At 68.7% G+C, this 14,024-nt stretch carries 12 protein-coding genes; 5 read left to right on the top strand and 7 right to left on the bottom strand.

Features of this window, described 5'->3' with window-relative positions:
• Positions 1–261: 261 nt before the first annotated feature.
• Positions 262–1,215, bottom strand: coding sequence for a glycosyltransferase family 2 protein (locus KZC52_RS07895; RefSeq protein WP_247623494.1), 954 nt, complete (start codon positions 1,213–1,215; stop codon positions 262–264).
• 4 nt (positions 1,216–1,219) lie between these two features.
• Positions 1,220–2,752 (bottom strand): sugar transferase, encoded by a 1,533-nt coding sequence (locus tag KZC52_RS07890; RefSeq protein ID WP_247623493.1) that lies wholly within the window; start codon positions 2,750–2,752, stop codon positions 1,220–1,222.
• A 359-nt stretch (positions 2,753–3,111) separates the two neighbouring features.
• Between KZC52_RS07890 and KZC52_RS07885 the strand changes: the two genes are divergently transcribed.
• The 4 genes from KZC52_RS07885 to KZC52_RS07870 all read left to right on the top strand — a co-directional run bounded on the left by KZC52_RS07885 (position 3,112) and on the right by KZC52_RS07870 (position 6,970).
• Positions 3,112–4,263 (top strand): low temperature requirement protein A, encoded by a 1,152-nt coding sequence (locus KZC52_RS07885; RefSeq protein WP_247623492.1) that lies wholly within the window; start codon positions 3,112–3,114, stop codon positions 4,261–4,263.
• Positions 4,264–4,335: 72 nt separating this feature from the next.
• Positions 4,336–5,250 (top strand): intradiol ring-cleavage dioxygenase, encoded by a 915-nt coding sequence (locus KZC52_RS07880; RefSeq protein WP_247623491.1) that lies wholly within the window; start codon positions 4,336–4,338, stop codon positions 5,248–5,250.
• Between the two features lie 181 nt (positions 5,251–5,431).
• Positions 5,432–5,710 carry a hypothetical protein gene (locus KZC52_RS07875; protein WP_247623490.1) on the top strand — a complete coding sequence of 93 codons (279 nt, stop codon included), beginning with the start codon at positions 5,432–5,434 and terminating at the stop codon, positions 5,708–5,710.
• 228 nt (positions 5,711–5,938) lie between these two features.
• The gene (locus KZC52_RS07870; RefSeq protein ID WP_247623489.1) at positions 5,939–6,970 is read left to right on the top strand and encodes a fatty acid desaturase family protein; all 1,032 of its coding nucleotides are present in this window, start codon (positions 5,939–5,941) and stop codon (positions 6,968–6,970) included.
• Positions 6,971–7,031: 61 nt separating this feature from the next.
• On the opposite strand, the gene KZC52_RS07865 is transcribed toward KZC52_RS07870, so the two are convergent.
• The 3 genes from KZC52_RS07865 to KZC52_RS07855 form a co-directional block, all read right to left on the bottom strand.
• Positions 7,032–8,426, bottom strand: a complete 1,395-nt coding sequence (locus KZC52_RS07865; protein ID WP_247623488.1) for a cell division initiation protein — start codon at positions 8,424–8,426, stop codon at positions 7,032–7,034.
• 178 nt (positions 8,427–8,604) lie between these two features.
• Positions 8,605–9,126, bottom strand: coding sequence for a hypothetical protein (locus tag KZC52_RS07860; protein ID WP_247623487.1), 522 nt, complete (start codon positions 9,124–9,126; stop codon positions 8,605–8,607).
• A 52-nt stretch (positions 9,127–9,178) separates the two neighbouring features.
• Complete coding sequence (locus tag KZC52_RS07855) at positions 9,179–9,481, bottom strand: DUF7882 family protein (protein ID WP_247623486.1); 303 nt, start codon at positions 9,479–9,481, stop codon at positions 9,179–9,181.
• Positions 9,482–9,608: 127 nt separating this feature from the next.
• Here KZC52_RS07855 and KZC52_RS07850 point away from each other — a divergent pair, with 127 nt between their 5' ends.
• Positions 9,609–10,937, top strand: a complete 1,329-nt coding sequence (locus tag KZC52_RS07850) for a VCBS repeat domain-containing M23 family metallopeptidase (protein ID WP_247623485.1) — start codon at positions 9,609–9,611, stop codon at positions 10,935–10,937.
• Positions 10,938–10,949: 12 nt separating this feature from the next.
• On the opposite strand, the gene KZC52_RS07845 is transcribed toward KZC52_RS07850, so the two are convergent.
• Both KZC52_RS07845 and KZC52_RS07840 read right to left on the bottom strand, forming a co-directional pair.
• Complete coding sequence (locus tag KZC52_RS07845) at positions 10,950–11,870, bottom strand: AEC family transporter (protein ID WP_247623484.1); 921 nt, start codon at positions 11,868–11,870, stop codon at positions 10,950–10,952.
• 115 nt (positions 11,871–11,985) lie between these two features.
• Positions 11,986–13,953: a S1 family peptidase gene (locus KZC52_RS07840; protein WP_247623483.1), complete on the bottom strand. Its 1,968-nt coding sequence runs from the start codon at positions 13,951–13,953 to the stop codon at positions 11,986–11,988.
• Positions 13,954–14,024 lie beyond the last annotated feature (71 nt).

Here is a 14,024-nt window from a genome sequence, read left to right as displayed (position 1 = left end):
TGCCGGGCCCTTTCCGTGCTCGAGTATCCACGTGAGGGGTCACAACACGCCGCACGCGGGCCGTCCCGCAGGGCGTGTCTTGACCCCTCGCCCGGAGGTGGGGGGCGAGGACCCCTGCGAGGGGTCACGACACGCCGCCCCCGAGGGCTCGGCAGGGCGTGTCTTGACCCCTCGTGACTGCACACGCCTGCGCGTGTGACCAGAGACGACCAACGACGGCTAAAGACGGCCGCACGGGCAGCGCTGGCGCCGCGCGGACGGCTACGCCGGAGCGGAGTTCGGCTTCGGGGGCCGCGCGTACTCGGGCGTCACGTGCCCGACGGCGCCGAGGATGCGACCCTGCGCGAACCAGGTGCGTCGTGTCAGCACGGCATGGGCCGCGACGTCTCCCCGTAGACGCGCGAGCGCGCCGCGAGCCGAGAACACGATCAGGCGGGCGACGCCGCCGAGCAGATGCACACCGCGCAGGAGAATCCGCCGCGGCGTCGACGACGTGCGCGTGAGCAGGCGCGTGCGCATCTGCCCCTGCGAGATGGTCCGGCGTCGCACGAACTCTCGCGTCGTCCGGGCCATGGGAACCTCGTCGCGCACGATGGAGTCGGCAGAGGCGATGATCGACCCGCCCGCCGCGAGGATCGCTCGCCCGAACAGCATGTCCTCGCCGCCGGCCAAGCCGAGGTTCGTGTCGAAGGAGACACCGAGCTGCCGCACCTGGGCGGCATCGACCAGCACGTTCCCGGTGGCGAGAGCATCGAGGTGCTGCCCGGTGACGCGTCGTCGGCGTCGCATGAATCCGCCGGCGACGATCCACGGGTCCGTGCCCTCGGGCCACACGTACTCGACGTAGCCCATCACCACCGCGGGATGCTCCGCCGCCCAGACCCGCAGGAGGGCATCGAGCCAGCCCGGTTGCGGGACGACATCGTCGTCGACCATCGCGACGAGCTCACCGGCGCGGGCGGCGTCGAGCGCAGCCTGACGAGCCGCCGCGATCCCGGGAGTGGGCTCCGAGACGTAGTCGGCGCCGAGGCCGGCGGCGACCGCGGATGCCGATCGCTCCGGGTCGTTGTCGACGAGCGAGATCCGCATCCGGGTGCCCGCGGCTCCCGCGGAGTCTCGGATCGCGGCGACCAGCGGTGGCAGCAGCTCGGTGCGTCGGAAGGTCGTCACGGCGACAAGGACGGCAGGGCCCTCGTCGGGCGTGGCGGCGCTCATGCGTTCAGTATGCCCCGCTGGGCTGCACCATGACCTTCGCCGTACGCCACATGATCTGCAGGTCGTTCATGACCGACCAGTTCTCGACGTAGCGAAGGTCGAGACGCACGCTCTCGTCCCACGACAGGTCGCTGCGACCCGAGACCTGCCACAGACCCGTGATGCCGGGTTTGATGTAGAGGCGCCGGAACACCGTGCCGTCGTACGCGGTGACCTCGGTCGGCAGCGGCGGGCGAGGCCCGACCACGCTCATGTCGCCGACGAGCACGTTCCAGAACTGCGGCAGTTCGTCGAGCGACAGCTTGCGCAGCACCCGCCCGACCCGCGTGACACGGGGGTCGTCCTTCATCTTGAACAGCAGACCCGAGCCCTCGTTCTGCAGCTTGAGCGCCGCGAGCTTCTGCTCGGCATCCGTCGCCATCGAGCGGAGCTTGACCATCCTGAAGCGCCGGCCGTCGCGCCCCACCCGTTCCTGGTGGAAGAACACGGGGCCGGGGGAGTCGAGCTTGATGAGAAGGGCGAGCGCCGGAAGGATCAGGCCGATCGGGATGAGGGCGAGGGTCGCGACGACCACGTCGAGCGCCCGCTTGAGCACGTGCTTGCCGCCCTCGTAGGTCGGGATCTGCACCTGGATCAGGGGGAGTCCCTCGACCGAGGCGAACGAGATGCGGGGGCCGGCGACGTCGGTGAGTCGGCTCGACAGAACCAGTTCGGCGGCCGTGCCCTCGAGCTGCCAGCTCAGGTGCTTGACGAAGTCGGGGTCGCGCTCCGGACGACTGGCGACGATGATCGTGTCGGCGCCGAGCTCGGTGGCCACCGTTGCCACGGAGTTGGAGTTGCCGAGCACCGGGAAGCGGATGTCGTCGATCTCGACGTCGCGGGCGTTGCCGTCGAGCAGTGTCGCCCCGACCACCTGATAGCCGGAGGCACCGATCGGGTGCAGCGTACGGATGACGTACTCGACGTCGTCCCGGTTGCCGACGACGAGCGTGCGGGAGGCGAAGCGCCCGTGACGCCGCTCGCCCTGCAACCAGTGCCGCCATCCCCAGCGCGTGACGAGGAGTGCGAGCAGTCCGACCGGCAGCCCGACGACGAGCATCAGCTGCATCGACTCCCACGCCAGCAGCACGTCGATGATCGCGACCAGCCCGAACGCGAGTCCGCTCGCGTTCGCGACGCCGCGGTACTCGGTCGCACTCGCCTGGAACAGCGCGGCGTCACGGGTGTGGAGCGCGCCGAGCATCAGGAACCACAGCACGGCCAGCGGCGCGCTGGCGCGCAGCACTTCGAGCACCGTGAGGCCGATGGACAGCTGGATCGCCGCCGTCAGTGCGACGGCGAGCAGGATGACAGCCGCATCCGTCGTCCGCAGTCGCATCCGATATCGCCGCTCCCACTGACGGCGGCGTTCCAGCGTTGCGGAGACGCGCGGTGAGACCACCGAGCGCGGCACCGACTTGACGGCTCGCGGAGCGGCAACCGGCACGAATGCCGTTCCTGCGCGAGTGATGCTCACGGCATCCTCTACGGAGGTCATGCCGAGGCTCCTCGAGCCGGTGATGTACGCAAAAATCCCCAGTGCGCCATTGTTTCCCCAGATATTCCCCAGACCGCCAGCCCCACGCTCGCGGTTTCGTCTGCATTCCCGACCCCTCGGGTCCCTCTGACGTTCCGTGATCCCACATCACGGGCGAGCAGACACCGTCCCACACGGCGAATGCATACAGAGAGCACTGCAGACTCCCGTCAGCATAGCCCACGGCGGTCGCGTTCGGTAGGTTCTCCGCGCAACGATCCGAAACGATATTCCGGTGGCCCCGCACGCCGCCGCGACAGCGGGTCTATCCTGGCGCGGTGACACCCAACGCCACTTCGCCGAGACTGCGTCTCACCCGCATGATTCCGCGTGACGCCGCCCAGCCGCACCGGGTCGCCAGCTCGCTCGAGCTGTTCTTCGACCTCGTGTTCGTCGTCGCCGTGAGCATCGCCTCGGCGCAGCTCCACCACGCCCTCAGCGAGGGGCATCTGCAGCACGGGATCATCTCGTACGCCATGCTCTTCTTCGCGATCTGGTGGGCGTGGATGAACTTCACGTGGTTCGCGACCGCGTTCGACACCGACGACTGGCTGTACCGCGTCACCACGATCGTGCAGATGAGCGGAGTGCTCGTGCTCGCCGCCGGCATCCCCAGCGCGTTCGAACACGGCCACTTCGCGCTCGTGGTCGTCGGATACGTGGTGATGCGCATCGCCATGGTCGCCCAGTGGTTGCGGGCGTCGCGCGCCGCGGGTCCGCTGCGCCAGGCGACCCGGCGGTATGCGTTCGGCATCGCCGCGGTGCAGGTGCTCTGGATTCTCTTCCTGCTGGTGCCGGAGGGGCCCTTCCAGCTCGTCGCCTTCGCCGCGTTCGCGCTGCTGGAGATGTCGATCCCGGTCTTCGCCGAGCACGAGCGGCAGACCCCCTGGCATCCGCACCACATCACCGAGCGCTACGGACTGTTCACCCTGATCGTTCTCGGCGAGAGCCTGCTGGCGTCGGCGAACGCGATCATCGAGGCGCTGCACGAGGCCGAGTCCTTCGTGCCCTTCATCTCCATCTCCGTGCTCACCCTGGTGGTGACGGCATCGCTGTGGTGGATCTACTTCTGGCCGGAGCACCATCGTGCGGTCGGATCGTTCGGCAGCTCGCTGCGCTACGGCTACACGCACTACCTGATCTTCGCGGCGGCGGCCGCCTTCTCAGCCGGCATCGAGGTCGAGCTCGACGTGCTCACGGGCAAGAGCGAGCTGTCGAGTACGGCCGCGTCCTTCACGGTGACGGTCCCGATCGCCGTCTTCCTGCTCGGCGTCTGGTGGGTCGCCATCCGCAGAAGCGCCGACCGCGTCGTGAACACGGTCGTGCCGATCTGTGCGGTGCTCGTGCTGCTCGACCCGATCCTTCCGGTCCCCGTGGCGCTCACCGCGGTGATCATGGTGATCATCGTGGTGTTCCTGGTGCTCCACCCGCCGGTGCCGGAGAAGAAGGCCGCCGTCATCGAGAACGCATAGCCCGCGCAGGGGCGACGCATCGCCCGCCGCGCGACCATGGATGCTCCCGACCCGCACACGAGGAGCGCGACCATGACCCGGATCCCCGAGCCCGACCGTACGCCCGAGGGCCCCGCCTACGAAGGTCGCCTTCTCGATCGTCCCGATGAGGAGGTGGTCGATCAGGGCGCGGCCTTCGACCTGCGCACCCTGCTGACGCGCCGCGGAGTGCTGAGCCTGGCAGGGATCGGCCTGGGCGCGGTGGTGCTCGCCGCCTGCGCTCCGTCGGTCACGGCATCCGGTTCTCCCTCGCCGACCGCGACGCCGGCGCCCAGCCCGACTCCCACCCCCACGCCGACAGCGGATGCCGTGGCCGCCGACGTCTCGGAGATTCCCGAGGAGACCGCGGGGCCTTACCCGGGCGACGGCTCGAACGGTCCGGACATCCTCGAGGACTCGGGCATCGTCCGCCAGGACATCCGCTCCTCCATCGACGGCGGCGCGACCGCCGGGGGAGTGCCGCTCGTGTTCGAGCTGCAGATCGTCGATGTCGCCAGCGGGGCGCCTGCCGAGGGCGTCGCCGTGTACGCCTGGCACTGCACGGCACAGGGCGAGTACTCGATGTATTCGTCGGGCCTGGAGGACGTCACCTACCTGCGGGGCGTGCAGGTGGCGGATGCCGCGGGCACGGTGTCGTTCACCTCGATCTTCCCCGGCTGCTACGCCGGGCGCTGGCCGCACATCCACTTCGAGGTGTATCCGGACGTCGCGTCGATCACCGACGCGAGCAATGCGATCGCGACGTCTCAGCTGGCGCTGCCCGAGGCCGAGTGCGCGGCGGTCTACGCGACCTCGGGCTACGACGGCTCGGCTCGGAATCTCTCTGGGATCACGCTCGCCAGCGACAACGTGTTCGGGGAGGATTCGGCCGTGTCGCAGCTCGCGACGATGTCAGGGGATGCGTCCGCGGGGTACCGTGCGGTGCTGGCCGTGGGAGTGAGGGTCTGACACGGCCCGCGCAAATCTGCTAGTCTGTCTACGCAACGTGTGTGCACGCCCCTCTCGGCGCCCACGTTGCCACTGATCAGGGCCATTCCGGACCACGCACATCGACGCGCGCGGCATCCGCCCACGATCTTCCATCGCGGAGCGCCGACGCGCCCGCCACACAGCAATGATGAGCATGACCATGAGTACGACAACTTTCCATCCGACCGATCCGTTGACCTGGAAGCAGGCCGACCTCGACGTGCACGTCGCGACCCGCGACGGCGAATTCGCCGGTTTCGTCGAGTTCGACGGCACCGCCCACGTCGTGCGTGACGCGCGCGGTGCCGATCTCGGCACATTCGCCGATCTCGACGACGCTCAGCGGGCTCTGGAGTTCTCACACGAACCCCACAGCAAGCGCCGGAACCTCGGTTTTCCCGCGGTTTTCCGCCGCCGCCCGCGCCGCGCCCGCGCCTGAACGACCCCGCCCCTCCGGAATCACATGCCGGAGGGGCTTTCGTATGCCCTCCCGCGTATGCGGGCAGGGTTAGCCTGAGGTCAGCGATCGGCATCTGCCCTTGGCTTCTGAAGCTCAAGGGCTCCCGATCGGAAGGAGAGCATCATCTCCACTTCACAGCTCGAATCCACCGCTTCCACGCTCGGTCCCATCCGGCAGACCTATTCGGGAAACGCCGACTTCCCGCCGATGGCGAAGGCGTATCGCGATGTGCAGCAGGTGGTCAAGGAGACCGGCCTGATGCAGCGCACCCCGGTCTTCTACTCTCTCGTCGCGGGGGCGCTCGCCCTCGGCTTCGGCGGTGCGATCACCGGGTTCATCCTGCTCGGCGACAGCTGGTTCCAGCTCCTCATCGCCGGAGCCCTCGGCATCCTTTTCACGCAGGTGGCGTTCCTCGCTCATGAGGCCGCCCACCGCCAGATCCTCGCGTCCGGTCCGTCGAACTTCCGCCTGGCGCGCATCCTCGCGGCCGGCGCCGTCGGCATGAGCTACCACTGGTGGGACTCCAAGCACACCCGCCACCACGGCAACCCGAACCAGGTCGGCAAGGACCCCGACATCCAGGTCGACACGATCTCGTTCCTCGAGACGGATGCCGCGCAGTCGCGCGGTCTCGTGCGCCTGATCACCCGCAAGCAGGGCTGGCTGTTCTTCCCGCTGCTCACGCTCGAGGGGATCAACCTCCACTACATCAGCCTCAAGCACCTCACCACGCAGAAGAACGTGAAGGGCCGCTGGACCGAGCTGAGCCTCATCGCGCTCCGCCTCGCGCTGGTCATCGTGCCGGTCTTCCTCTTCCTCCCCCTGGGCATGGCCTTCGCGTTCATGGGCGTGCAGCTCGCCGTCTTCGGCGTCTACATGGGCGCGTCCTTCGCTCCCAACCACAAGGGCATGCCGGTCATCGCGCCCGATGCCAAGCTCGACTTCTTCTCGAAGCAGGTGCGCACCTCGCGCAACGTCAACGGCGGCTGGTGGGCCACCTGGTTCATGGGCGGACTCAACCACCAGGTCGAGCATCACCTGTTCCCGAACATGTCGCGCCTGCACCTCTCGAAGGCACGCGGAATCGTGCGCGACTACTGCGCGGCCAACAGCATCCCCTACACCGAGACGAGCCTGTGGCGGTCGTACGCGATCGTCATCGCTTACCTCAACCGTGTGGGGCTCGCCGCGAGCGATCCGTTCGACTGCCCTGCCGCGTCGCAGATGCGCCGCGCATAGACGACGACCATGACGAAGGCCCGAGCGGATTCCGCTCGGGCCTTCGTCATGCAGGGGTGTGTCAGCGTGCCGAGTCGTCGTCGCTCTCGACGACCTCGATCGTGATCTTCTCGAGCGGACGATCGTCGTCGATCGCCTCGTCATCGAGCACCTCGTCGCCCAGGAACTCCTCGGCGGGCTCGTCGTCGACCGTCGCGACCTCGCCGAGCGACGCGGTCGCGCCGCCCTCGTCGGAGAAGACGCCGTCGGGGCGGATGAGCTCGCGCACCTCGGCCATGAAGCTCGTGAGCTGCTGCTGCTGCCAGCGCAGCTGACGCGTGCGGTCCTCGGCATCCCGCAGCACCGTGTTGGTGTGCGTCGTGACGGCGTCGACGATCTTCTGCGACTTCACCCGCGCGCGGTCGAGCGTCTCGCGGGCGCGCACCTGGGCGTCTGCCTCGATGGACTGCGCCTGCGAACGCATGAGGCGCTCGTAGTCGTCGGCCTTCGCCGAGATGCGCTGGGCGTGGTCGAGAGAGGCCGAGACCTGCTCGTTCGCATCGCTCGTGATGCGCTCGGCGTGGGCGACGGCCTGGTTGTGCAGCACGAGGAACTCCTGCTGAGCGTCGTCCTGGCGGCGGGTCAGTGTCTCTTCGAACTCGAGCACGCGGGCGTTCATCTCGCGCACGTCGCGCTCGGCGTCGGCACGCAGCTGGGTGGTCTCGCGGGTGACGAGCGAGCGCAGTGCGGCCGCTCCCTTCTCCGCCTCGGTGCGGATGGCCGTGGCCTCCTGCGAGGCCTGGTTGACCTTCTCGGTGGCGTGGGCGCCCTCGCGCTCGATGCGCGCCTCGTGCGCCGTGTACTCGGTGTCGATCTTGAGGCGCACCTGGTCGGCATCCCGCTCGGCCTGGGAGATGATGCGGGCGACGTCGGCCTCGGCCTCGGCGCGCTGGGCGGCGACCTCTTCGCGGGCGGCGGCCATGAGGCGGTCGGCCTGCACCGCGGCGTTCTGGATCAGGACGTTCGCCTGCTCCTCCGCCACGCGCAGGATCGCCTCGAACTGCTGGCGCGACGGCGCCTCCTCACCGTCCGGGGCGGGGGCGTCGACGAGCTCGGAGGTCAGCGTCGCGACCTGCTGCTCGGTCTCGGCGACTTTCGCCTTCAGAGCGGTCAGCTCGCTCTCGAGCTCTTCGCGGGCGGAGCCCTCCTCCGACTTCAGCGCATCGATCGCGTCGGCGTGACGCACCTCGGCGTCGGCCAGGTCGGCGTTGGCCTGCTGCAGCTGGTTGCGCAGCGTCGACAGCGCGGAGTCGACCTCCGCCTTGTCGTAACCGCGGAAACCGATCGTGAACGCCGCCGGAGACGACGAGGAGCCCTGCGGGGAGGAGGCTGCGGGCGGCGTGGTCTCGATCAGCTGGTCGAAGAAGTCGGGGGAGCGGTCGCCGCTGCGGTCTTCGGACTCGGAGGATTCGCTCATGGTTCGTGCCTTTCTGGGGCAGGTCCGTGAGGACCGGGGAGGGATCGTGAAGGGCCGATGCCGTGACAGCCGCTGCGAGCCGCTGTCGCCGTCGCAGTCCAGCCTAGTTGCGTCGGGCGGGAGTTGCGTGCCGGTTTCACCCGGCGCGAAAGGCGAATTCACCCCGCGCGAGGGGCGATCAGGCGTCGAGTGCCCAGCGGGCGTTTTTGGGGTCGAGCAGGTGACCGCGAAGGTATTCGAGGTGCGGCCCCTCCGACACCGTGACCCCGCGCGCTGCGGCGGCGGTCGAGATGCGCGTGCGCAGGTCCTGCCAGAACGAGACGGTCTGGGGGAAGCCCATGTACTCGCGGAAGGTCTCGACCTGCACGCGCGTGCCGGCGGGATCGGGCACCAGGCGCACGATCGTGTCATCGGGCTCGACGAAGCGGATGCCGAAGCCGCCGTCCGCGCGCCCCGGGAAGTCCTTGGGTTTCTTGCCCGCGGCCTCGGCGACGATCTCGCGCGCCGCGTCTTCGGGGGCGTGGATGACGACGGTGGTTCCGAACTCGACGAGCACGTTCACCAGTTGCTTCGCGGCGAACTTGCGTCCGGCGTTCTCGCCGGCGGCTGCGGCCTTGCGGTTCGCCCACCTCTTGATGAAGGGCCCGCCGATGATGAGTACGAGGACGAGAATGCCGAGAAGGATGATTGTCGGGTCCACGGCCACAGCGTAGCGGGTGCGTGCGGTCGGCTGGCGCGCACCGATATTTCGGTTAGCTCGACAGCACGTGATCGAGCACCAGCTCGCCGCTGGCGTTGAGGTGCTGCATCAGTTCGGCGATGCGTTGCGGGTCGACGGTGGGCGGCTGCTCCTCGTCGAAGCCGAACTGCAGGGGGATCGCCGGATGGATCCAGACCGTCGCCCGCTTGTTGGGGCCGCTGTCACGCGGCGCCCACGTCATCATGAAGCTCTCCTGTCGGCGCAGCTTCGTCGCGATGATGATCTTGAGATGCGCGAGCGTCACGTCCTCGATGATGATCGGGTCGGAAGTGCCGTCGTACCTGAGCCTGCCCATAGAAGAACCGTACTTGTTATTCGGGGAATATCACGCCGATGTCCGCCACGAATTCCTGTCGCGCTGGTACCGTGACGGCGGGGGACATCATGTCCGCTGGGGCCGAACGACCACGGGAGAGCGCGACATGAAGCGACAGTCACGCTTGCGGCGCGCCCGAGTCGGTGTTCTGGCACTCCTGGCGGTGGTCCTCGCCTCCTTCTTCCCGTCGCTCACGTCGTCGGCACCGGCATCCGCTGCGACCGACGGGCAGATGGTCGTACCCTCGTCCGGGAACATCCAGTCGAAGGTCGGCGACGGATGCCGCAACAACTACCGCAAGCACGACGGCATCGATATCGGCGGAGGCGGCGGAACGCCGATCCTGGCGGCCTATGACGGCGTGATCAAGGCGCGAACCGCGAACAGCGGGTACGGCAACTACGTCGACATCGAACATCCCGGCGGCTACGTCACCCGCTACGGGCACATGGCCGCGCCCGGCATGCAGGCGGCAGGCACGCGCGTCAGCCGCGGACAGCAGATCGGCGTCGTCGGCAAGACCGGCGCCACCGACGCGTACCACCTGCACTTCGAGGTGTGGCGCAACGGCAGCGTGTACAGCGCGATCAACAACGGCTTCACGTGCCTGACGAACGTCACGCGCGGCAGTTTCATCCCGATGAACTTCCCCGGTCTCGGAACCCCGGTAAACCCCAAGGTGCTGACGGCCGACTACAACCGCGACGGCAAGGCCGATCTCGTCGGTGTGGCCGCCGATGGCGATCTCCACTTCCTCGGGGGGAACGGCACCGCGGCGCTCAAGCCGCGCGTCGTCATCACCTCCGGCTGGGCGGGCCGCGGACAGATCGCGCACGGCGACCTCAACAACGACGGCCACTCCGACCTGATCGTGGTCCGCAACGATGGAACGCTGGAGTTCTACGGGGGCAGTCCTGCGGCCGGAGGAGGGTTCGCCTCCCAGCGGGACATCGCGACCGGATGGGGCGGACTGCTGCATCTCGTCTCCGGAGCCGACTACACGGGAGACGGCCTCCACGACGTCATCTCCGTCCGTCCGGACGGCAACATGACGATCCATCTCGGAGACGGCAAGGGCGGATTGTCAGGGCAGACGCGTCCCGGCGGACCGGAGTGGAATTCGATGGTCTACCTCGTGGGCGGCGACTTCGACCGCGACGGGCGCGGAGATCTCATCGCGATCGATGCCGCCGGCACCCAGTACTTCTACCCGGGCATCCCCAACGGCTTCGCCGCGCGTCAGATCGTCGGGCGCGGATGGACCGGGTTCACGGCCATGACGGGCGGCGTCGACTACAACGGCGACGGGCGCCCCGACCTCGTCGCGCGGATGGCGAACGGCGACCTTCGGGTCTACCCCGGCGGCGGGAACGGCGGGTTCGGCGCCTCGTACGTCATCGGAACCGGGTTCGGCTCCTACCTGCAGATCGAGTGATCGCGACCGGCGTCAGCCGAGAAGCAGCATGATCAGGAGCAGCACGGGCAGGCATCCGATCGTCGTCAGGAAGACGGTGTCACGGGAGATCGCCTCGCCGACGCCGTAGCGCTGCGAGTAGTTGAACACGTTCTGCGCGGTCGGCAGAGCCGCGAGCACCGTGACGATCAGCACCTCGTGCGTGGTGAGCCCGAACACGAACTGGGCGAAGACCCACGCGACCAGTGGCATGACCGCCAGCTTCAGGATGCTCGCCACGACGACATCGCGTCGGTGCCCCCGCGTGCCGAGCACGCGCTGGCCGTGCAATGACATGCCGTAGCTGATGAGGAGCACCGGCACCGCGGCATCCGCGATCAACTGCGCGGGTGCCAGGACGATCTCCGGGAGTTGCAGGCCTGTGACCGACACCAGGGTTCCGAGCAGGGCGCCGATGATGATCGGGTTCGTCGCGGTGCGCAGCAGCGTGCGGCGCAGAGAGGTGCGCTCGGCCGTGGCGGCGTCGAGGATCGTGAGCGAGACCGGCGTGAAGACCAGGAGCTGCAGAAGGATCACCGGCGCGGGGAATGCCGCACTCCCCAGCAGATAGAGGGAGAGGGGCAGGCCGATGTTGTTCGAGTTGACCTGACCGGCCGAGAGAGCGCCGATCGTCGTCTCGGCCACCGACCGACGCCAGGCGAAGCGCGCGACGAGGGTGTGGATCAGGATCACGACGACCGCGGCGATGGCCGACACGGGCAGCAACGACGAGAACAGCATCGTCGCGTCGGCGTGCGCGAGAACGGTGAAGAGCAGGAACGGCGAGAGCACGAAGAAGACCAGGCGGCTCAACACCGGACGCGCGTGCTCGCCGAGCAGATCGATCCGTGCCAGCACGTAGCCGACGATGATCGCGACGCCCACCACGACGAATCCGGTGAGTGTCTCGAGCATTCTTCGAGCGTATCGAGGTGCCGCGAGCCGGACGAATCCGGGGGCGCGGGGGAAACACGTCGGGCGGTGCGAGCCGGAGCCCGCACCGCCCGACGGCGATCAGATCAGGATCGGATCAGAGGGTGTTGCGCGTCCGCATCCGACGGACGGTGAGCAGTGCTGCGCCGAGGAGCAGCAGGGCCGCCGCCGTCACCACGTACGGCGTCGCATCGGTCATACCGGTGTTGGCGAGCGAACCCGGGGCGCTGCCCGAGCCCTCGCCCGCGCCGCCGCCCGTGGTGGGAGCCGCCGCGACCTCGTACGAGACGGTCGTGCTGTTGCTCTGACCGTTGACGGTCTGCGTCACGACGAGCGAGAACTCGCCCGCCTGGGCGGTGAGCGGAACGCTCCATGCGCCGTCGGCGACGGTGGTCGATCCGGCATCCGCACCATTCAGGGTGACGCTGATCGCGGCCTCCTCGATGCCCGTTCCGGTCGCGGCCGTCGGGGCGCTGGCGAAGGCGTAGGCGCCTCCGGCCAGCGGTGCGTCGACGATCGGGGCCGTCGGGATCACGGCGAAGGCCGAGGTCGCAGATGCCGAGGTGATGCCGTCGAGCTCCTGCGTGGCGCTGACCGAGTAGGCGTCGATGCCGAGGTCGACCTCGACGCTCCAGGTGCCGTCCTCGCCGACCGTGGCCTCATCGGTGACGTCGCCGGTCAGGGTGACCGTCGCGCCGATCTCGCCGGTTCCGGAGATCTCGGTGACCTCCGACACGATGCGGTCACCGTTCGCGGGCGACGTGAAGACCGGGGCTGCCGGGAGCACAGCGACCGCGAACGGCGTCGCCGCCGACTCGTTGAAGCCGTTGCGCACGATCGCGCTGAACTCGTACTCGCCGACCTCGGGCGGCGCGGGGAACGACCAGTTGCCGTTACCGTCGATCGGCACCTCGAAGGGTGCGCCCTCGGCCTGGGTGACGACGAGCGTCTGACCTGCGGCTCCGGTGCCGGTGATCGCACCGCCGATACCGACCTGAGCGGGCGAGGTGACGGTCGGAGCGTCGACGTAGAGCGCGACGGTGTAGCCGCCGGTGAGGGAGAGTGCGTTCTGCAGGTCGGCTGCGAACATCACCGGACCGTCGGGGCCCGTTCCGCCGCCGGACAGGATGCCGACGGCCGTGTTTCCCTGGTAGACCGCGCCGCCCGAGTCGCCCTCAGCCGAGTTCGCGGACGTGAGGAAGCCGTAGACGAGGCGTCCGCTGACGTTCGCCCAGACGCCGGTCTCCGTCACCTGCCCGGAACTCAGACCGGTCGTCCGGCCGGACTTGCTCACGGTGCCGAACTGCGGAGCGCCCACGGCACGCACCGGCGTGGTGCTGAGTGAGAGGTCCTCCGACGCAGAGGTCGTCCAGTCGGTGATCTCCGGGAGCAGCGTGAGGTCGACGTTCTGCACGTCCCATACCGAGATGTCGGTCGAGGTGAGGTCTCCGCTGGCGCCGGTCGAGTTGCCCGGGCCGCCGTACTGCGAGAAGGAGAGCTCGGCGAGGCCGTCCACGAGAGCCACGTCGCCGTTCTCGGGGTCGCCGCCACCCGCCGGGTCGCCGGTCGGGAGCGTCAGAGCGCTGAACGTGTACGCGCCGTCGTCAGTGCAGTGACCGGCGGAGATGATCGCGGGATCGCCGGTGGGCGTCCAGCCCGAGAAGCCGATCGAGCAGAGACCGCCGACCTCCGGGGATGCCGGGTCGAAGGCGAGGTAACCGGCACCGGCGACGACATCGGTGGTCGCCAGGGACTCGAGCGGAGCATCGAGCACCTTGACGACGACGTTCGAGTGACCGTCGACGAAGGCATCCGCTTCGCCCGGCAGGGAGTCCTGCGGTGCGGTCGTGTAGACGACGACCTGGCCGTCGGCGTTCGTGCCGACGGCTTCGACGCCGTCGGTCGTGAGCAGCTGCTTGGCGTTCGCGTCGAACGACGCTCCGCTCGTCGGCGCCGCGCCGTCTTCGTCAGCCGTGGCGGCCGTGGGGATCAACGCGCCGGACAGCGCGAGGATGATGGCCGCGGTGGTACCGCCGGCCAGCACTCTTCTCTTGTTGGGGGTCATCTTCTCGTCTCGATATTTCGCAGTGCAGGTGATCGACGGCGCGCGCGAAAGCGCTTGCGCGTGCCCGGGGA

It is taken from the genome of Microbacterium galbinum (assembly GCF_023091225.1).
GTDB classification, from domain to species: domain Bacteria; phylum Actinomycetota; class Actinomycetes; order Actinomycetales; family Microbacteriaceae; genus Microbacterium; species Microbacterium galbinum.
Note: the sequence above shows the minus strand (reverse complement) of the source record. Positions and strands in the feature narration are given on the sequence as shown.